The 19,031-nt window shown below is 73.1% G+C and carries 12 protein-coding genes; 6 read left to right on the top strand and 6 right to left on the bottom strand.

What is annotated here, in order from left to right; all coding sequences use genetic code 11:
- Positions 1–13: 13 nt before the first annotated feature.
- Together ACIRSS_RS34855 and ACIRSS_RS34850 are read right to left on the bottom strand one after the other, a co-directional pair.
- Positions 14–247: a hypothetical protein gene (locus ACIRSS_RS34855; protein ID WP_400902574.1), complete on the bottom strand. Its 234-nt coding sequence runs from the start codon at positions 245–247 to the stop codon at positions 14–16.
- A gap of 98 nt (positions 248–345) precedes the next feature.
- Positions 346–753, bottom strand: coding sequence for a hypothetical protein (locus tag ACIRSS_RS34850; RefSeq protein WP_400902572.1), 408 nt, complete (start codon positions 751–753; stop codon positions 346–348).
- 70 nt (positions 754–823) lie between these two features.
- On the opposite strand from ACIRSS_RS34850, the gene ACIRSS_RS34845 reads away from it, so the two are divergent.
- A complete protein-coding gene (locus ACIRSS_RS34845; protein WP_400902569.1) occupies positions 824–1,561 on the top strand; it encodes a TetR/AcrR family transcriptional regulator in 738 nt (245 codons plus the stop codon).
- 59 nt (positions 1,562–1,620) lie between these two features.
- Here the strand turns inward: ACIRSS_RS34845 and ACIRSS_RS34840 are convergent, their stop codons facing one another.
- Positions 1,621–10,074, bottom strand: coding sequence for an SDR family NAD(P)-dependent oxidoreductase (locus ACIRSS_RS34840; RefSeq protein ID WP_400902566.1), 8,454 nt, complete (start codon positions 10,072–10,074; stop codon positions 1,621–1,623).
- A 289-nt stretch (positions 10,075–10,363) separates the two neighbouring features.
- Between ACIRSS_RS34840 and ACIRSS_RS34835 the strand changes: the two genes are divergently transcribed.
- From ACIRSS_RS34835 to ACIRSS_RS34825, 3 genes are read left to right on the top strand one after another with little or no spacing between them, the layout of a single operon-like run.
- Positions 10,364–11,047, top strand: a complete 684-nt coding sequence (locus ACIRSS_RS34835; RefSeq protein WP_400902564.1) for a PIG-L deacetylase family protein — start codon at positions 10,364–10,366, stop codon at positions 11,045–11,047.
- Positions 11,048–11,090: 43 nt separating this feature from the next.
- The gene (locus ACIRSS_RS34830) at positions 11,091–12,383 is read left to right on the top strand and encodes a nucleotide sugar dehydrogenase (RefSeq protein ID WP_400902561.1); all 1,293 of its coding nucleotides are present in this window, start codon (positions 11,091–11,093) and stop codon (positions 12,381–12,383) included.
- A gap of 13 nt (positions 12,384–12,396) precedes the next feature.
- Positions 12,397–13,359, top strand: a complete 963-nt coding sequence (locus ACIRSS_RS34825) for an NAD-dependent epimerase/dehydratase family protein (RefSeq protein WP_400902559.1) — start codon at positions 12,397–12,399, stop codon at positions 13,357–13,359.
- Positions 13,360–13,409: 50 nt separating this feature from the next.
- On the opposite strand, the gene ACIRSS_RS34820 is transcribed toward ACIRSS_RS34825, so the two are convergent.
- A complete protein-coding gene (locus ACIRSS_RS34820; RefSeq protein WP_400902556.1) occupies positions 13,410–13,568 on the bottom strand; it encodes a hypothetical protein in 159 nt (52 codons plus the stop codon).
- A complete protein-coding gene (locus ACIRSS_RS34815; protein WP_400902553.1) occupies positions 13,565–16,156 on the bottom strand; it encodes a LuxR C-terminal-related transcriptional regulator in 2,592 nt (863 codons plus the stop codon). The genes ACIRSS_RS34820 and ACIRSS_RS34815 overlap by 4 nt, the downstream gene beginning before the upstream one ends.
- Before the next feature lie 450 nt (positions 16,157–16,606).
- Between ACIRSS_RS34815 and ACIRSS_RS34810 the strand changes: the two genes are divergently transcribed.
- Together ACIRSS_RS34810 and ACIRSS_RS34805 are read left to right on the top strand one after the other, a co-directional pair.
- Positions 16,607–17,386, top strand: coding sequence for a thioesterase II family protein (locus ACIRSS_RS34810; RefSeq protein ID WP_400902550.1), 780 nt, complete (start codon positions 16,607–16,609; stop codon positions 17,384–17,386).
- Between the two features lie 126 nt (positions 17,387–17,512).
- On the top strand, positions 17,513–17,779 hold the full coding sequence (locus ACIRSS_RS34805; RefSeq protein WP_400902548.1) for a hypothetical protein: 267 nt from the start codon (positions 17,513–17,515) through the stop codon (positions 17,777–17,779).
- Positions 17,780–17,995: 216 nt separating this feature from the next.
- Here ACIRSS_RS34805 and ACIRSS_RS34800 read toward each other — a convergent pair whose 3' ends face one another.
- Positions 17,996–18,940 (bottom strand): hypothetical protein, encoded by a 945-nt coding sequence (locus ACIRSS_RS34800; protein WP_400902545.1) that lies wholly within the window; start codon positions 18,938–18,940, stop codon positions 17,996–17,998.
- Positions 18,941–19,031: the final 91 nt, after the last annotated feature.

The following is a 19,031-nucleotide window of genomic DNA, read 5'->3' as shown; positions in this document are numbered from 1 at the left end:
GTGGGCACGTCGTTCACTCCGATCCTTCCCGGGCGCGGCGCGCCGGGTCGAGGTACCACCACGCGGCCAGGACGATCCCGCCGCCGACGATCGTCCACAGCCAGAACGGCGCCTTGAACGACATGCTGATCAAGCTCATGAGCAGCCAGATCACGAACTGGACGCCGCTGACGACCGCCCACACGACCGTGACGACGCGGCGAGCGAGACCGCTTGAGAACCGGCTTCCTTCGGTGCTTTCGGGCATCCATCTCCCCCTGTCGACGTCCGGCCGCACGGTCGGATTAATCGTGTAAGCCTTACACAGTTTAGCGCAAGGCCGCCGAACGGGGAAGCAGGCCCCGGTTAGGGGGCGACGCGCATGCGGCGGTCCCAGTCCCGGATCCCCCACACGCCGACCGCCAGGACGCCGCCGCCGAGCACCACCCAGACCAGCCACAACGGGTCCCACTGGCCGCCGATCAGCCCGATGAGCAGCCAGACGACGAAGTTGGTGACGCTGACGAACGCCCACAGCGCGCCCGCGATCCGCGGGGCCGCTTCGAGCGCCGGCGGCGCGACCGAGCCCGTCTCGCCGGCGACGGCGGCCCGCAGCGCGGCCTGGGTGGTGGCCAGCCGGACGCGGGCGAGCCGCCGGGCGGCCTCCCCGCCGTCGTAGCCACCGGTCGACCGGCCGTGTTCGATCTCGGTGGCCGCCAGCTTCCGGTCCAGCTCGGTGACCCGGCCCAGCCCGAACCGGCTGCTCTCGCTCACAAGCACTCGCCCCCAGCTCCGATTAGTGTAAGACTTGCACAGTTTACTGAAACGGACCGCGGAGCGATAGATGCCGACCGAACCCGAACCGGACGACCGTCCGGACCTGCCGCCCGGGCTGGCCCCGGCGTGGGGTGCCGCGCCGCGGCCCCGCCGCGGCCCCAAGCCGTCGCACAGCCTGGACCGGATCGTCGCCGCCGCCGTCGAACTCGCGGACGCCGACGGTCTGACGGCGGCGTCGCTGCCCAACATCGCCGCTTCGGTCGGCCTGAGCACCAACGCGCTGTACCGGTACGTCGGTTCGAAGGACGAGCTGCTGGTGCTGCTGGGTGACGCGGGGTTCGGGCCACCGCCGCCGTCGTCACCCGGTCCGTGGCGCACCGCGGCGCGGGACTGGACGTACGCGGCGCTGGAGCGTTACCGAGCCCGGCCGTGGCTGCTGGACCTGCCTTCGCGGGGCAGTGCGATCACGCCGCACCGGCTGCGGTGGACCGAGCAGCTGCTGGCGGCGTTCTCCGGGGCTGGTCTGTCCGATGTGGACGCTCTCGGGTGCGCGTTGCTGGTGGCCGACTTCGCCCGCGCGACGGCTGACCGTCTGCGTGCCCGCGCCGATCCGGACTCGGCGGACTCCGAAGTGCGGGCCGGCGACGTTCGCGCGTTTTTGCGGCCCTTGCTGGTCGACGGCGGCTATCCGCAGCTGGCCGCGCTCGCCGCCCGGGGCGAGTACCCGGGGGCGGGTTCGGTGGACTTCGGGCTGGACCGGGTGCTGGACGGGATAGCCGGGCTGCTGACCACCTCCCGCGCCTGAGCGGTGGGAAGGGCGGCGCCCCGAGGGGGAGGGAGGGGCGCCGCCCTGGCTTCGGCGGGTCAGGACAGTGAACCCAGCCAGGTGTCGACGGCTTCCGCGGTCGTCTCGGCGTCCGTGTCCACCAGGCTGAAGTGGTCGCCCGGCACCGTCACCTTCGCGTCCGCCCGGCTCCACGTCGAGCGCCACGAGTCGTCGGACGGCGCCGGATCGCCGGCCGCGAACCGGTTTTCGGGCCGGACCAGCACCGTCGGGGCGGCCACTTCGCCCAGGACCGCCAACTCCAGCAAGCCCAGGTAGTGGGCCATCGCCGTCAGCTTGTCGCGGTCGAACGGGCCGAACTGCTCCTCGCGCTCGATCATGCCCGACGCCATGTCCGCCACCGTGTCCGCGGTCGCGTCGCCGCCGCTGTCCATCTCGTAGCTGTCCAGCAGGACCACCGCCGCCGGGGCGATGCCGGCCTTCTCCAGCCGGGCCGCCAGCGCGTACGCCAGCACCCCGCCGGACGAATACCCCAGCAGCGCGAACGGCTGGTCGCCCGCGCCGAGCCGGACGCTCTCCTCCAGGACCTCGAGCAGCGCGTCGACGTCGGCGGGCACCGGCTCGCCCGTGCGGAACCCCGGCGTCGGCAGCGCGGACACCCCGCGCCGGCCGCGGAACCGGGCCGCGAGCTTCGCGTACTGGTACTCCCCGCCCAGCGCCGCCGGCGACGGGACGGCCAGCAGCCGCGGGCCGTCCGGGCCGTCGGCCAGCTCCAGCGGCCGGGGCGCCGATCCGAGCCCGGCGACGCCGGTGAACTTCGGCCGCAGGTTCGCCGCGGCACCCAGCAGCGCGATGCCGTTCTCGACCTGGCCACCGCGGACCGCCTCGACGAACAGCTCCTTCACCGGGTCCCCGATCGTCACGGCCGGCTCAGTGGTCAGCAGCTCCAGCAGGTGCGCGGCCAGCGCCGCCGGGGTCCCGAGGTCGAACACCGCCGACCCCGCCAGGGTGACCCCGGTCGTCTCCGCGATCCGGTTGCGCAGCTTCAACGCCGTCAGGGAGTCGAAGCCGAACTCCAGGAAGTGCGCGTCCGGGTCGATCGCGTCCGCGCCGGCGTACCCGAGCAGCCCGGCCGCTTCGGCGAGGACGAACCGCCGCACGCCCTCTTCGGTCCGCTCGAAGGAGACAGGGGCCTCGGTGCGCGGCGCGGGCAGGTCGTGGTCCCCGATCGCGTTCCGTGCCTCCATGTCGACAGTGGGCCAGTAACGGTCGCGGTGGAACGCGTAGTCCGGCAGCGGCACCGTCTTCGCGGAACGTCCGGCGAACATCCGCGTCACGTCGAGCCCGGCGCCTGTCACGTGGAGCCGGGCGGCGGCCAGCAGCACCGAGCGCACCGTCGGGAGCGCACCCAAGTCCAAGGTGTGCGTCGCCTCGATCTCCGGGACCGCCGCGGGACGGGCCCAGTGCTGCGGGTCACGGAAGTCGGCCGCGGACGCGAGCGGGACCCGGGGTTCGTCGTAGGTCAGCTCCCCCGCGATCTCCGCCAGCTCTTCGAGCAGGTCGTCGTCGAGCGGTCCCTCGGCCATCAGCTGACCCCGGTTGGCGACGAGCTTCACGGCGTCCGCCAGGGACAGCACGCCGGCCAGGTGCGCGGCGGCGATCTCGCCGACGGCGACGCCGGCCAGCACGTCGGGCCGCTGACCCCAGCTCTCGAACAACCGGGCCAGCGCGACGCCGAGCGTGAACGCCGCGGCCTGGCCGAACTCGGTCCGGTCGAGCAGCTGCGCGGCCGCCGAACCCGACTCGGCGAGCATCACCTCGCGCAGCGAGCGGCCGAGGTGGGTGTCGAACCCGGCTGCCACCCGGTCGACCTCCCGGGCGAACGCCGGGAAAGCGGCGTACAGCTCAGCGCACTGCGTTCCTTCACCGGGAAGCAGGAAGGCCGTCGTGCCACCCGGACGCGCCCGGCCAGTGACGTCCAAAGTGGACAGCGCCGTCCGGATCTCGTCCAGATCGGCCCCGACCACCGCCGCCCGGTGCGAGAACAGCGGACGCCGTTGAGCCAGTGAGTAAGCCACGTCCACCAGGTCTGACGAGGAGTCGAGCCGCGCGAGCAGCGCCCGCGCCTGGTCGGGCAGGGCCGCGGGGGTCCGGGCCGACAGGACGAGAGGCGGCAGCACGCCGCCGGTGTCCCCGGCCGGTTCGCTCGCGACGGTCTCTGCGGCCGGGGCCTGCTCGAGGATCACGTGCGCGTTGGTGCCGCTGTACCCGAACGCCGACACGGCCGCGCGACGCGGACGCGAGACTTCGGGCCACGGCCGGGCTTCGTCGAGCAGCCGGACGGTTCCGGCGGACCAGTCGACGTCGGCCGTCGGCTCCGCCGCGTGCAGCGTCGCGGGCAACAGGCCGTGCCGCATCGCCTGCACCATCTTGATCACGCCGGCGACGCCCGCCGCGGCCTGGGTGTGCCCGATGTTGGACTTCACCGACCCCAGCCAGAGCGGCTCGCCGGTGCGGTTCTTGCCGTAGGTGGCCAGCAGCGCGCCGGTCTCGATCCGGTCGCCCAGCGGGGTGCTGGCGCCGTGCCCCTCGACTGCGTCCACTTCGGACGGTTCGAGGCCGGCGGTGGCCAGCGCGCGGCGGATCAGCCGCTCCTGGGCGGACCCGCTCGGCGCGGTGAGGCCGTTGGACGCGCCGTCGGCGTTGACGGCGCTGGACTTGACGACAGCGAGGACGTCGTGGCCGTTGCGGCGCGCGTCGGACAGCCGCTCGATCACCAGCACGCCGACGCCTTCGCCCCAGCCGAAGCCGTCGGCCGCGGCGGAGTACGGCTTGCAGCGGCCGTCGCGGGCTACCGCGCCGTCCACGAACTGCGCGAACGGCGCCGGCGAGACGAGCGCGGACACGCCGGCGACCAGCGCCAGCGAGCAGTCCCCGCCGCGCAGCGCCTGCGTGGCCTGGTGCAGCGCGACCAGCGACGACGAGCACGCGGTGTCCACCGAAACGGCCGGGCCTTCGAGGCCGAACGCGTAGGCGACGCGGCCCGAGACCACGCTGCTCAGCGCGCCCGACCCGCGGTAGAGCCCGCCACCTTGGGCCAGCGCGTCACCCGGGTCGTAGTCGGACTGCATCACGCCGACGAAGACGCCGGTGGTGCTGCCCTTCAGCGAAAGCGGGTCCACGCCGGCGTTCTCCAGCGCGACCCAGGAGGACTCGAGCAGCATCCGCTGCTGCGGGTCCATCATCACGGCCTCGTTGGGGCTGATGCCGAAGAACGCGGCGTCGAAGTCGGTGGCGTCGTGGACGAACCCGCCGTGCGGCGTGCCGCCGTCCGGCGCGACCTGGGGCAGCCAGTACTCCATGTCCCAGGCCCGGTCTTCGGGGAAGGCGGTGATGCCGTCGCCGCCCCCGGCGACCAGCTGCCACAGCGCGTCGGGGCTGTCGGCGCCGCCGGGCAGCCTGCAGGCCATGCCGACGATCGCGATCGGCTCGTCGGCACCGGCGCCGGTCACGACCTCCTCGGGCTCCCCCGCGTCGGCGAGGTCGCCCAGCAGCGACTCGTGCAGGTGGGCGGCAAGCTCGCCCGCGGTCGGGTGGTCGAAGACGAGCGTCGCGGTCAGGCTGAGGCCGGTGGCTTCGTTGAGCGCGTTGCGCAGTTCGACCGCGGTCAGCGAGTCGAACCCGAGGTCCTTGAACGCGCGGTCGGCGTCGACCAGGTCGGCCGAGCCGTGGCCGAGCACCGCGGCCGCGTGCTTGACCACCAGGTCGCGCACGTGGTCGAGGCGCTTGTCCGCGGGCAGCCGGATCAGCTTGCCCAGCAGCGAGTCCGCGCCCGCCTCGCGGTCGGACACCGTCCGCCGGGCCGCCGGGACGAGCCCGCGCAGCAGGTCGGGGACGCCGCCGGCGTCGCGCCACGCGGGCAGGTCGAGCTTGATCGGGACGTAGAGGTCGCCTTCCGCGCCGACCGCCGCGTCGAACAGCGCCAGGCCCTCGTCGACGCCGAAGGCGCCGAGGCCGCGCTTGCCGTTCGTCTCGCCGGCCATGCCGGCCGCCGACTCCCACATGCCCCACGCCAGCGAGTGCGCCGGCTTGCCTTCGGCGCGGCGCACCGCGGCGAGGGCGTCCAGGAAGGCGTTGGCGGCGGCGTAGTTGGCCTGGCCGGGCGCGCCGAGCACGCCGGCGGCCGAGGAGAACGTGACGAACGCGGTGAGGTCGCCGGCCAGCTCGTGCAGGTGCCAGGCGGCGAGGGCCTTCGGGTCGAAGACGCCGTCGACGCGCTCCGGCGTCATCGAGGCCAGGACGCCGTCGTCGAGCACGCCCGCCGCGTGGACGACCGAGTTGATCGGGTATTTCTTCAGCAGGGCCCGGACCTTCGCGCGGTTCGCGAGGTCGGCGGCCACGACGGTCGCCGACGCGCCCAGCTCCGCCAGCTCGGCGACCAGCTCGGCCGCGCCCTCGGCCTCCGGGCCGCGGCGGCTGACGAGCACGATGTGCTCGACGCCGTGCTGCCGCGCGAGGTGCTTCGCGACGAGCTTGCCCAGCGCGCCGGTGCCGCCCGAGATGAGCACCGTGCCCCACCCGGGCGCGTCGCCGGCTTCGGGCGTCGCACGAGTCAGCCGGGGCACGGTCACTTCGCCGCCGGCGACGCGGACCGACGTCTCGTCGGCGGCGGCGATCGCGGCCAGCTGGTCCGGGGTCGCGGTGCCCTCGACGAGCACGATCCGGCCCGGGTTCTCGACCTGGGCCGAGCGGACGAGCCCGGCGACGGCGGCGCCGGCCAGGTCGTCGTGGGTCACCACGACCAGCCGATCCGGTCCCGCCAAGCGGTTCTTGAGCTCTGACAGCGCACTGTGGACGGCCTTCTTCGCCGCGGCCGCGGTGGTTCCCGCGTCGACCTCGTACACCACGACGTCCTCGGTGCTTTCCGGAAGCGTCGCCGGGACCCAGTCGATGCGGTAGAGGGAGTCGGTGCCGGCGGGCACCGCGCGGGCGGCGGCCAACTGCTCCTCGCTGATCCGGCGCAGCCCCAGCGCACTGACCCGGGCGACCGGCGCGCCCGTCGAGTCGGCCAGCCGCAGCTCGACCGTCTGGTCGCCGACGGGGTGCACCTGCACCCGCAGCGAGGAAGCGCCCGCGGCCAGCAGCTCGACGCCGGACCACGAGTACGGCAGCGTGGTGCCCTCCCCCGCGGCGGCGCTGAGGCCGATGGCGTGCAGCGTCGCGTCGAAGACCGCCGGGTGCAGGCCGAACGCCTCGGCGCCGAGCCGGTCCTGCTCGGGCAGCGCGACTTCGGCGAAGACGTCGTCCCCGACGCGCCAGGCCGCGTGCAGGCCCTGGAAAACCGGGCCGTACTCCATGCCGGCTTCGGCGAGCAGGTCGTACATGCCCTCGATGTCGACGACCTCGGCGCCGGCGGGCGGCCACACGCTCAGGTCGAACGCGGTCCCGGCCGTGGCCGGTTCCAGGGTGCCGTCGGCGTGCCGGGCCCAGCCGCCGGTCGCGGCGAGGTCGTCCGGTCGCGAGTGGACGCTGATCGTGCGGGCCCCGTCGGCGGCCGGGGTGCCGAGCCGCACCTGGATCCGCGCGGCGCCCTTCGCCGGCAGCGCCAGTGGGGCGTGCAGGGTCAGGTCGCGGACGCGGCCGCAGCCGACCTCGTCGCCCGCGCGGACGGCCAGCTCGACGAACGCCGTGCCGGGCAGCAGGATGGCGCCGCCGACGACGTGGTCGTTGAGCCACGGGTGGGTCGCCGCGGAGATCCGGCCGGACAGCACCACGCCGTCGGCGTCGGCCAGCAGCGTGGCCGCGCCGAGCAGCGGGTGGTCGACCGGGTCGAGGCCGAGCGAGGACAGGTCGCCGGAGTCCGACGACACCTCGAGCCAGTAGCGCTGGTGCTGGAAGGCGTAGGTCGGCAGGTCTGCGCGGCGAGCGCCGCGGGCGGCGAAGTGCGCGGCCCAGTCCGGCACCACGCCGCGGACGTGCAGGCCGGCCAGCGCGGTGGCGAGCGCAACGTCCTCCGGGACGTCCCGGCGCTGGGCCGCGACGGCGACCGCGGTGTCCGATGTGGACTGCGGGACGACGGCGGTCAGCGGCGCATCCGGGCCCAGCTCGAAGAACCGGTTGACGCCCTCGGCGGCCAGGGCGCGCACGGCGTCGGCGAACCGGACCGGCTGCCGGACGTTGCGCACCCAGTACCCGGGGTCGGTCAGCTCGGCCGAGACCTCCGCGCCGGTGACGCTGGAGACGACGGTCAGCTCGGGCTGCGCGTAGGTGAGCGTCTTCGCGACGGCGCGGAACTCGGCGAGCATCGGCTCCATCAGGCGCGAGTGGAACGCGTGCGAGACCTTCAGCCGCGTCGTCCGGCGGCCGGCTTCGACGAACTTGTCGCCGATCGCGATGACCGCGGCCTCGTCGCCGGACAGGACGACCGAACGCGGGCCGTTGACGGCGGCGACGTCGACCGTCCCCTGTGGATCGTGGGCGGCGACCTCGTCCGGCGTCCCTTCGACGGCGACCATCGCGCCGCCGGCGGGCAGCGCCTGCATCAGCCGGCCGCGGGCGGCGACCAGCTTGGCGGCGTCGGCGAGGGACAGGACGCCGGCGCAGTGCGCGGCGGCGAGTTCGCCGATGGAGTGGCCGCACACCGCGTCCGGGACCAGGCCCCACGACTCGACGAGCCGGAACAGCGCGACCTCGAACGCGAACAGCGCGGCCTGCGTGTTCCCCGTCTGGGCCAAGGCTTCGGTGTCGGTGTCGATCACTTCGCGGATCGGGCGGTCGAGGTGCTGGTCGAGCTCGGCGCAGGCTTCGGCGTACGCCTCGGCGAACCGCGGGTACGCGGTGGCCAGCTCCCGGCCCATGCCGGGACGCTGGGAACCCTGGCCGGAGAACAGGAAACCGGTGCTCGTCTCACCTCGGGCGACGCCGGTCAGCGCGCCCGGCTCGCCGTCGGCGAATCCGCGCAACGCGGCGAGCAGCTCGTCGCGGTCGCGGCCGATCACGGCGGCGCGGTGGTCGAGGTGCGTGCGCCCGACGGCCAGCGTGCGGGCGACGTCGAGCGGCTCCGCCCGCGTGTCGGCGAGGCGCTCGGCGAGCCGCTCGGCCTGCGCCCGCAGCGCCTGCGGCGTCCGGCCGGAGAGCACGAACGGGATCGCGGCGGTGTCGCGCGGGACCTCCTCGGCCTCTTCCGGTTCCGGGGCCTCTTCGATGATGACGTGCGCGTTGGTGCCGCTCAGGCCGAAGCACGAAACGGCGCCGCGGCGCGGGTGGCCGTTGCGCTCCCACGCGCGGCGCTCGGTGAGCAGCTCGACCTGCCCGGCGCTCCAGTCGACCTGCCGGGTCGGCCGGTCGACGTGCAGGGTCTGCGGCAGCACGCCGTTGTTCAGCGACAGCACGATCTTCAGCACGCCGGCGACGCCGGACGCGGCCTGCGTGTGGCCGACGTTCGACTTGACGGACCCCAGCCACAGCGGGGAGTTCTCGGGGCGGCCCTGGCCGTAGGTCGCGAGCAGCGCGCCGGCCTCGATCGGGTCGCCGAGCTTCGTCGCGGTGCCGTGCGCCTCGACGACGTCGACCTCGTCCGGGGTGACGCGCGCGTTGGCGAGCGCCTGGCGGATCACGCGCTGCTGGGCGGGCCCGTTGGGCGCGGTCATGCCGTTGGACGCGCCGTCCTGGTTGATCGCGGTGCCGCGGACGATCGCGAGCACGGGGTGACCGTTGCGGCGGGCGTCGGAAAGCTTTTCCACCAGCAGCATCCCGCAGCCTTCGGACCAGCCGGTGCCGTCGGCGGAGTCGGCGAAGGCACGGCAGCGGGCGCTGCGGGCGAGCGTGCCGTCGAGGCTGAACTCGACGAAGGTGCGCGGCGTCGACATCACCGAGACACCGCCCGCGAGCGCGAGCGAGCACTCGCCGGAGCGCAGCGCCTGCACGGCCAGGTGCAGCGCGACCAGCGACGACGAGCACGCCGTGTCGATGGTGACGGCGGGGCCTTCGAGACCGAAGGTGTAGGCGAGCCGGCCGGAGATGACGCCGGAGGAGCCGTAGCTGCCCTGGTAGTTGTGGTACATCGTGCCGGCGAAGACGCCGGTGGGGCTGCCCTTCACCGAGTGCGGCGCGATGCCCGCGCGTTCGAAGGCCTCCCAGGAGGTTTCCAGCAGGAGCCGCTGCTGCGGGTCCATGAGCAGGGCCTCGCGCGGGCTGATGCCGAAGAGGTCGGCGTCGAAGTCCAGCGCGTCGTGGAGGAAGCCGCCTTCGCGGACGTAGCTCGACCCCGGACGCTCGCCGGCGGGGTCGTAGAGCCGGTCCAGGTCCCAGCCGCGGTTGGCGGGGAACTCGCCGATCGCGTCGACGCCTTCGTCGAGCAGCCGCCAGAACTGTTCCGGGGTGGTGGCGCCGCCGGGGAACCGGCACGCCATGCCGATGATCGCGATCGGTTCCCGGGCGGCTTCGGTCAGCCGCCGGTTCTTGTCGCGCAGCCGTTCGCTCTCCTTGAGGGAGGCACGGAGCGCACCGACCAGCTTGTCTTCGGAGTTGCCCACGAGTCCTCTTTCCTTCCACGTCGCCTGCGCTGGAAAGGGGGATCGCGCACCCCCACAGCAATGCGACCGACGATACGAGCGCACCGCGGGCGCACCCACCCCTAACGGCCCCGGTTGCGACGGAAAACCGTGCCCCTAGGGCCGGTGCCGCGCGGCCGCCAAGGTCCGCTTTAGACGGTCTTTAGGGGTTGTCGGTCGTGACACGCGGATGTCAGATTTCCGGGAGACATTTCCGCTCGTGTTGCCGTGCGACGGCACTTCCGTTCAGCACCAAGACTGGGGATCCGGTATGCACAGGAAAATTCGCAAACTGCTGGTCGTGGGAGCGCACGGCGACGACGAGACGCTCGGCGCGGGCGGCACCATCGCCCGGCTCGCCGACGAAGGCGTGTCGGTCTCGCTCTGCATCCTGACCAACGACGACGGTTCGCGGTCGCCGGACGGCGCCGGCGTCGTCAACCGCACCGCCGCGATCGAGCTGGCCGCCAAGACGCTCGGCATCGAACGCGTGCGCATCCACGAGTTCGGGGACAACCGCCTCGACACCGTCAGCCACCTCGAGCTCAACCGGACGGTGGAGAACGAGGTCCGCGACTTCGAGCCCGACACGATCCTCACCACCAGCATGTGCGACCTGAGCACCGACCACGCGCTGGTCAGCCGGGCCGCGCGGGTGGCGGGCCGGCCGGGCAAGGGCAGCGTGCAGGAGGTGCGGACGTTCGAGATCCGGTCCGCCACCGACGTCGGCGAGGCGTCCGGGCTGCCGGTCACCTTCCGCCCCAACTGCTGGCAGCGCCTCGAGGACTCGCACGTCGACCGCAAGATCGAAGCCCTGCGCGCGTACGGCAAGGAGCTCGAGCCGTGGCCGCACCCCCGCAGCGAGCGGGGTGTCCGCGCCCTGGCGGAGTACCGCGGTTCGCAGATCTCCACCGGCCTCGCCGAGGCCTTCGAAATCGTCCGGGTCGTGCACTGACCTCCCGATCACATTCCACCGTGCAAGAGACGGGTGAACCGCAATGACGAGTACTGTCGCTGAATTCGAAACCATCGCCGAACTGAACGAACTGACTTCGGTCGCGGTGATCGGGATGGGGTACGTCGGCCTCCCCACCGCGCTCGGCCTGCACGAGAGCGGCGTCGAGGTGATCGGCATCGACCTCTCGCAGAACCGCCTCGACGCGATCCGTTCCGGTGAGGTCGACCTGATCGAGGCTGACCACCGCCGGCTGGAGAAAGCCGTGCACCAGGAGGACTTCCGGCTCACCGCCGACTCGGCGCGGATGGCCGAGGCCGACGCGGTGCTGGTGTGCGTCCCGACCGGGCTCGACGAGTACCTGATGCCCGACCTCGGCCCGCTCGAGAGCGCCTGCGCGGCGCTGGTCAAGCACGCGCGGCCCGGGCAAACGCTGATCCTCACCTCCACCAGCTACGTCGGCACGTCCGGGCGGCTGCTGGTGAAACCGTTGGTGGCCCGGGGGTTCAAGGTCGGCCGCGACATCTTCGTCGCGTCCAGCCCCGAGCGCATCGACCCCGGCAACGTGACGCACACGCAGCAGGAGACCCCGCGCGTGCTCGGCGGCGTGACGCCGACGTGCACCGCGATGGCGCAGCGCGTGATCAACCTGCTGACACCGGCCGTGCACTGCGTCAGCTCGGCCGAGGCCGCCGAGCTGACCAAGCTGTACGAGAACACCTTCCGCGCGGTGAACATCGCGCTGGCCAACGAGTTCGCGGAGATCAGCGACGGCTTCGCGATCGACCCGATCGAGGTGATCGACGCGGCGGCGAGCAAGCCGTACGGTTTCATGGCGTTCCACCCCGGCCCCGGCGTCGGCGGCCACTGCATCCCGTGCGACCCGCACTACCTGCTCTGGCAGCTGCGCGCGACGCAGCACAACGCGCCGCTCGTCACCCAGGCCATGCACGCCATCGCCGAACGGCCCAAGCAGGTCGTCGACCGGATCAGCGGCACGTTGTCCCGCGACGGCAAGGGTTTGGGCGGCGCCCGCGTGCTGGTGGTCGGCGTGACGTACAAGCCCGGCGTCCAGGACGTCCGGTCGTCGTCCGCTTTGGACATCATCGACCTGCTGGCGGCGAGGGGCGCGAAGGTCGGCTACCACGACCCGCTGGTGCCGACCATCCGCGTCACCGGCGGGCAGCTGGACAGCGTCGCCGAGCCCGAGGGCGGCGACTGGGACGTCGCGCTGATCCACACCGTCCAGCCCGGCCACGGCTACGACTGGCTCGGGCAGTGCCCGCTCGTCATCGACGCCACTTACCGTTTCGACCCGTCGCTTTTCGCGAACTGAGAGGACATCCGACGTGCGTTACCTCATCACCGGCGGTGCCGGCTTCATCGGCTCCCACCTGACCGAGCACCTCCTGGAGCGCGGCCACGAGGTCGTCGCGCTCGACAACCTCAGCACCGGCACGCTCGACAACCTCGCCGGCTTCCGGGACAACCCGGGCTTCCGCTTCGTGCGCGGCTCGGTCACCGACCCCTCGGCCGTCGAGGCCTGCATGGCCGGCATCGACGCGATCTTCCACCTGGCTGCCGCGGTCGGCGTCTTCACCATCCTCGACAAGACGATGGAAAGCCTCCGCACCAACCTGCACGGCACCGAGACGATGCTGGACGCGGCGCTGCAGCACGACGTCCCGATCCTGGTCGCCTCCACGAGCGAGATCTACGGCAAGAACACCGCCGACGGCCTCACCGAGGACGCCGACCGGATCATCGGCTCGCCGCTGAAGAACCGCTGGTCCTACGCCGAGGCGAAGGCGCTGGACGAGACGTTCGCGTACCTGTACGCGGTGGAGCACGGCCTGCGCACGGTGATCGTCCGGCCGTTCAACACGGTCGGGCCTCGCCAGACGGGCCGCTACGGCATGGTCATCCCGCGGTTCGTGAAGCAGGCCCTGGCCGGCGAGCCGATCACGGTGTTCGGCGACGGCCAGCAGACGCGGTGCTTCTGCCACGTCCACGACGTCGTCCCGGCGCTGGTGGCCCTGCTGTCCGACGAAACGGCGTACGGCAAGGTGTTCAACCTCGGCAGCACCGAGCAGACGACGATCGCCCAGCTCGCCGAACGCGTGATCGCGGCGACGGGCTCGGCGAGCACGATCGCGAAGGTCCCGTACGAGGAGGCCTACGGCGACGGGTACGAGGACATGCAGCGCCGGATCCCGGACTGCACGCGGGCCAACCAGCAGATCGGCTTCGCGCCCACGCGGACGCTGGACGACATCATCTCGGCGGTCGTCGCCGACCGCCGCGCTTCCTGACCCGCCTTCGACGGCCGCCACCACGGACTCCGCGTTCGTGGTGGCGGCCTTCACCGTTCGCCCGGTCCGAGCTTGCGGTACACCGTCTCCAGCAGCCCGGCCGCGTCCCCGGCCGCGATCCCCAGTTTCTCCGCGATCGCCTCGATCGCCGTCGCGTCCGCGGCCAGCTCGGCGACCTTCAGCTCGGTTTCGGTGAGCAGCACGGTCATTGCCCGCTCTCGACGCCGTCGAACTCGCCCGCCAACGCCGCGCGGCCGGCGACCCCCAGCTTGCGGTACACCCGCGTCAAGTGCTGCTCCACCGTGCTCACCGTGATGTACAGCGTCGCGGCGATCTGGCGGTTCGTGCGGCCGTCCACGGCCAGTTCCGCCACCCGCAGCTCCGCCTCGCTCAGCACCGATGCCGACGCCGAGGCCGCAGCCGGCTCCGGGCGGGGAACCGGCCGGGGAGCCGTCGGCGGCCGGGCGCGGCCCTGGCGGGGTACGTGCACCGGCTTCACCAGGCTGCCGCCGCGTTCCGCGCGCTGGCTCAGCTGGTTGATCGTGCGCATCGTCTTCGCCAGCTCCAGCCGGTCGCCTGAGGCCTTGAAGCTCTCCGCCGCCCGGTTCAGCAGCCCCGGCCGCGCCGCCGCGTCGCCGGCGAGCGCCAGCACCCGCAGGGCGAGACCCCGCGAGTACGCGTCGCCCGGACCGGCGCCGGCCAGCTGCTGCTTGGCCAGCTCGACGGCGACCGCCGTGTTGCCCAGCCCGAGGTTCGCCTCCGCGAGGTCGGCCTGCCACGGCAGGATCGTCGGGAGGTCCAGGTCCTGCTCGCGCAGGATCCGCCGGGACTGCTGCAGGTCGCTCACCGCCGCGAGGCCGCGGTTGGTCGCCAGGTGGAACTGGGCGCGGGCCCGCAGGTAGCGGACACCGCCGAGGGTTCCCCACACCGCGTCCGGCAGCGGGTGCCGCAGCACCGCCGCCGCGTCCTTGAACGCCCCGGCCGCGGTGTGCGCGATCAGCAGCGTCCCGAGCGGGTGGGCGATCGCGACGCCCCAGTTCGGCGCGTCCAGCATGCCCAGCGCCCGGTTCGCGAGGTCGACGGCGCCCGCGACGTCACCCCGGCGCAGCCGCAGGCTCGCGAGGATCGCGTCGAGCATCGCCTTCCACGTGATCGCGCCGCGGTATTCGGCTTCCTCACTGAGCGACGTGCACCAGCCTTCGGCGCGGTCGGCCTTGTCGTCGTGGGCCAGCGCGAGGATCGCCGTGGCGAGCGCTTCCAGCGAGGTGTCGGACAGCCGGCAGTTCTGCAGGATCCGTTCCGCGCACGCCGAAGTCGCCTCGGTGCCGCCGGAGCGCCACATCGACGCCAGTGAATTCGCCGTGTGCAGCCAGGGATCGCCCGCGTCGGCCGTCGTCGCCGAGACGCCGTAGTGCCAGTAGCCGGCCAGGGCCAGCTCCGCGGAGGTGCGCGGGTCGAGCGGCTCGACGTCGTGCTCGAGCGCGGCGAACGCGTGCTCGAAGGTGTCGCGGTCGCCGAGCCACAGCGACTGCCGCGCGAGCCCGATCCGGTCGGACCGGTCCAGCGAACCGGCCTCGCGCAACGACTTCAGGTGCGGCGCCGCGGCGGCCGGGTTGACGCGCCAGGTGATCTTGGCGAGCAGCTGGGAGATGGTCTGCCGCTCCCAGCGGGCCGTCGAGACGGAGTCGGCGAGCTTCAGGCAGCGGGTGGCGAACTCGATGTCGTCCCCGAGCATCACCTGCTCCGCCGCCGCGACCAACACGGGAAGCGCCCAGTCGGGCTGCGCCTCTCCCGCGGCGACGAGGTGCCGCGCGACGTCGGCGGGGCTCAGCCCGCGGGCGTGCTTCACCTCGGCGGCCCGCACGTGCAGCCGGACCTTCTCCGGTCCGCGCAGCCCGCCCAGCACCGCGGCCGCGGCCGGCGGCCGGAACCGGACGCCCGCGACCAGCCCCGCGTCGGCGAGCCGCCCGGTGGACGCCTCCGCCTCCAGGGGGTCGACGCCGGCGACGATGGCGACGGCCTCGGTCGTGACGTCGCTGTCCAGCACCGCGATCGCGGTCGCCACCTCACGCAGCGGCGAACCGTAGCGCTGCAGCAGCCGTTGCACGGCCTCGGAGTACGCCGAGCCGGTGTCCGCGCTGCCGCGGTGGGCGTCGATCAGGGCCCGGACCAGCAGCGGGTTCCCGGCGCTCAGCTCGTGGATCCGCTCGGGCAGCCCGTCGCCCTGCACCAGTTCGGCGATCGCCTGGACCGACATCGGCGTCAGTTCGACGTGCCGGTGCGGCAGCGAGGTGAACGGCAGGTCCGCGTAGGACCCGTCGGCGTGGTTGAGGACCAGCAGCAGCGCGGCGGAGGGTGTCCGGCGTTGCAGGCGCAGCAGGAGCCGCGCGGAGGTCTCGTCCACGTGGTGGAGGTCGTCGACGGCCACCAGCACCGCGCGTTCGCGGGCCAGCCGGTGCAGTGCGTTGCACAGCCCGGCGATCCGGTCGTCGACGGAGTCGGCGGCCGGGAGGTCGGTCAGCGACGGCGGCAGCAGCGGGCTCGCCAAAAGCTGGTCGAGCACCCCGCCGTCCACGTCGCGTTCGTCGGCGGCACCGGTCGCGGTCAGCGTCACGATGCCGAGTTCCTTGGCCCGCACCACCAGCTGGTGCTGCAGGTGTGTCTTCCCGCTGGCCGGGCCACCGCCGACGAGCACGGTCTCCCCGACGCCGGCGTCGCATTCGATCAACAGGTCCTCGAGAAAACCCAAGGCCCCGTGCGGATTGTCTCGGCGGTTCTGCCCCCAGATCACGCCCATCGCAAGCTCCTCGAAGCAGGCGGTTGTCTTCCTGCCCTGACGACACTCGCAGCAGGCGCCTAAGCAGGGCCAACAGCGATCTAAAGTCACCCAACGGAGTGAATCGGACACAGTTTCGCGATGGTTGTCGTTGGTTGATCTCGGGTGCGCGCTCCGGGCGAGTCGGCCGCGTTCCACCCGGCGAGTCCGGCGCTCCGGCCGCGGCGGGAGCCGGCCGACCGCACGAAGTCCCCCACGCAGCGCGCTCCGGGCTAGTCGAGACTCGACCGCATCCCACCCGGCCGGTCCCGCGCCCCGGCCGCAGCCGAAGCCGCCCGATCGCGCGCGGTCGAGCGCGAAGCTCGCGCCGCCCGGCGGCTCCGGTCTCGGTGCGGCAGGCGGCGCGCGCGTCGGCGAACACCTGCCATAGGGGTTGCCACGACCGGGAAAGCCCCGAAAACTTCGGGAACCATGACTGCCGTTAACGAAAGAACGAGCCGGTGGATCCGGCGCTTCCACGCGGCCGACGACGCCGCCGCGCGGCTCGTCTGCCTGCCGCACGCCGGTGGTTCCGCCACCGCCTACTTCGCGTTCTCGCGTGCGGCCGCACAAGCCGGCCTCGATGCCGATGTCGTTGCCGTCCAGTACCCCGGCCGGCAGGACCGGCTCGGCGAACGCTGCTTCGACGACGTCGACGCCATGGCCGACGCGATCGCCGACGACCTCGGCCCCTGGTTCGACCGGCCCGTTGCGCTGTTCGGCCACAGCATGGGCGCGACGCTCGGCTACGAGGTCGCCCGCCGGCTCGAAGCGCGGGGTGCGCGGCCGCTCGGACTGTTCGCTTCCGCCTGCCGGGCGCCGTCGGCGCAGCGGATCGAGTACGTCCACCAGCGCGACGACGACGGCCTGATCGCCGCGTTGAAGGAGCTCAGCGGCACCGACAGCGCCGTCCTGGGCGACGACGAGCTGCTGCGCATGGTGCTGCCCGCCGTCCGCGGGGACTACACCGCCGTCGAGACCTACCGGCACCGGCCGGGCACCGAGCTGGCGTGCCCGATCCAGGTCCTGGTGGGCGACGACGACCCGGTCACCGAGCTCGCCGAAGCCGACGCCTGGCGCGTCCACACGACCGGCGGCTGCGCGGTCGAGGTGTACCCCGGCGGGCACTTCTACCTGAACGCTCAGCTCGACGGCGTCCTGGAGGTCGTGGCGGCCCGCCTGCGCGACTGGGGTGCCGGCGCAACCCCCTGAACCGGGCAGCGGCAGGGGTGGGGAAACCCCAGCCGGTGTTCAGGTGCCGACCCCATGGTTCGGCGGGTCCCGATCCGCGAAACTGGGTACATCGAGGAAAACGACCCGCCCCCGGAGGTAGTCATGATGGCGATCCAGACCGTTCCCGGTGTCACCCAGCGGATGCTCCCGAACGGCCACCTGCGCTTGACGTGCCGCGGCACGAGCCGCCAGGTCGACTGCGAGCCGGTCGCGGCGGCGATGTGGATCGCGCTGAAGCAGCACAACGGCGACGTGGACCGCGCGAGCACGGTCCTGGCGGCCCTGTGGGAGACGGACGTCGAGGACACCCGGTACGACATGGAGCTGCTGGCGGGCTCGCTGTGCTCGCTGGGGCTGCTCGCCGAAGTCTGATCGACCCGTCGAGGCGGTGCACGGATCGGGTCGCCGTGCGCCGCCTTTGCCGTTCCTACCGGTAAGCGACCGGGTTCCCGGCGAGATTGCCGTCGCCGGGCGAAGACGACTTGCCCGCCGGCGAGCAGCAGTACCCGGCTCATGGCCGCGCGGTCGTCGGCCCGGGCGAACAGCTCGCGCAGCTCGAAGCCGGCGTCGACGGTGACCAGCCGCCCGTCACGCCAGAACACCGCGGTGCCGTTGCCGTCCAGCGCCGGATACGTGGTGTGGTAGCCGGAAAGCGCCGGTCCGCCGGCCAGCGTGCCGTCCTCCGCGAAGCCGCGGAACCGCGAGCGCGAGCACACGACGTTTTCGTGTTCGGGGCCGCGGATGCCGCCGTCCCCGGTCGACCAGCAGCAGGCCGTGGCTCGTCCACTGCCGCACCGGCTTGCCCGCCCGGTCGTAGCGGGTGGTGCGGCGGATGCCGTAGCCCTGCTCGCCGATCAGGAACTCGCCCGGTCCGGCGATCGCGTTGAACCCGGCCGGTCCCGGCCGGGTCCGCGAAACCAGCTCCCCGGTCGCGGTGTCGAGGAAGAAAGTCACGCCGATCCCGCTGCCACCGTCCTCGTAGGCGGCCGCGACGCGATCGGCGGAGACCAGCAGCGGCTGCCGGTGCGACGCCGTGATCGTCCGCGGCCTGGGTCGTTCCGCTTCGAGCTCGACGGTCGTGGACCACACCGCACGGCCGGCACCGTCGTGGCGGTAGACGCGCGGCGTGCGGCCGGGCGCCACGACGTGGAATCGTTCGGCGGGCGTCCACGCGGCGCAGAACCCGTCGGCCAGCAGGACGAACGCACTGAGGTGCTCGTGGGGCTCGTGGTCGAGCACGACCGAGCGCAGCACCGACCCGCCCGGGTCCAGTCCGGTCAGTCCGTAGCCGTCGGGGCCGCGCCGGGCGATCCAAACCGTCCCGTCGACGCTCACCCGGGGCGGCGACAGGTGCCCCTCGGCCCGGTGCTGCCACAACACGGTCCCCGACCGGTCGAGTGCGGTCAGCACGGTGTCCGAGAGAGTGCCGCCGTCGTAGGTGGTCGCGACCAGCGGACCGGCCGGGCCCGGTGCGGCCAGGCCCCAGACCTGACCGGGCAGCGGCACCGTCTGCGGCTTCCCCCCGGCGATCATGGGGGCATCGTCCCAGAACGGCACGCAAAAGGGACCGCTTCCGGCGTCGTTGGCGGAAGCGGTCCCCTGTCCCGGCCGGGGGAGGCAGCCG

Origin of the sequence: Amycolatopsis sp. NPDC101161, assembly GCF_044768185.1 — a bacterium.
Lineage (GTDB): Bacteria > Actinomycetota > Actinomycetes > Mycobacteriales > Pseudonocardiaceae > Amycolatopsis.
The sequence above is the reverse complement of the archived record's forward strand: the minus strand, read 5'-3'. Positions and strand labels throughout refer to the sequence as shown.

Coding starts and splice junctions, on each gene's coding strand:
- ACIRSS_RS34855 (WP_400902574.1), bottom strand. CDS start 247: ATGCCCGAAAGCACCGAAGGAAGCCGGTTCTCAAGCGGTCTCGCTCGC.
- ACIRSS_RS34800 (WP_400902545.1), bottom strand. CDS start 18,940: ATGATCGCCGGGGGGAAGCCGCAGACGGTGCCGCTGCCCGGTCAGGTC.
- ACIRSS_RS34835 (WP_400902564.1), top strand. CDS start 10,364: ATGCACAGGAAAATTCGCAAACTGCTGGTCGTGGGAGCGCACGGCGAC.
- ACIRSS_RS34810 (WP_400902550.1), top strand. CDS start 16,607: ATGACTGCCGTTAACGAAAGAACGAGCCGGTGGATCCGGCGCTTCCAC.
- ACIRSS_RS34830 (WP_400902561.1), top strand. CDS start 11,091: ATGACGAGTACTGTCGCTGAATTCGAAACCATCGCCGAACTGAACGAA.
- ACIRSS_RS34820 (WP_400902556.1), bottom strand. CDS start 13,568: ATGACCGTGCTGCTCACCGAAACCGAGCTGAAGGTCGCCGAGCTGGCC.
- ACIRSS_RS34815 (WP_400902553.1), bottom strand. CDS start 16,156: ATGGGCGTGATCTGGGGGCAGAACCGCCGAGACAATCCGCACGGGGCC.
- ACIRSS_RS34805 (WP_400902548.1), top strand. CDS start 17,513: ATGGCGATCCAGACCGTTCCCGGTGTCACCCAGCGGATGCTCCCGAAC.
- ACIRSS_RS34845 (WP_400902569.1), top strand. CDS start 824: ATGCCGACCGAACCCGAACCGGACGACCGTCCGGACCTGCCGCCCGGG.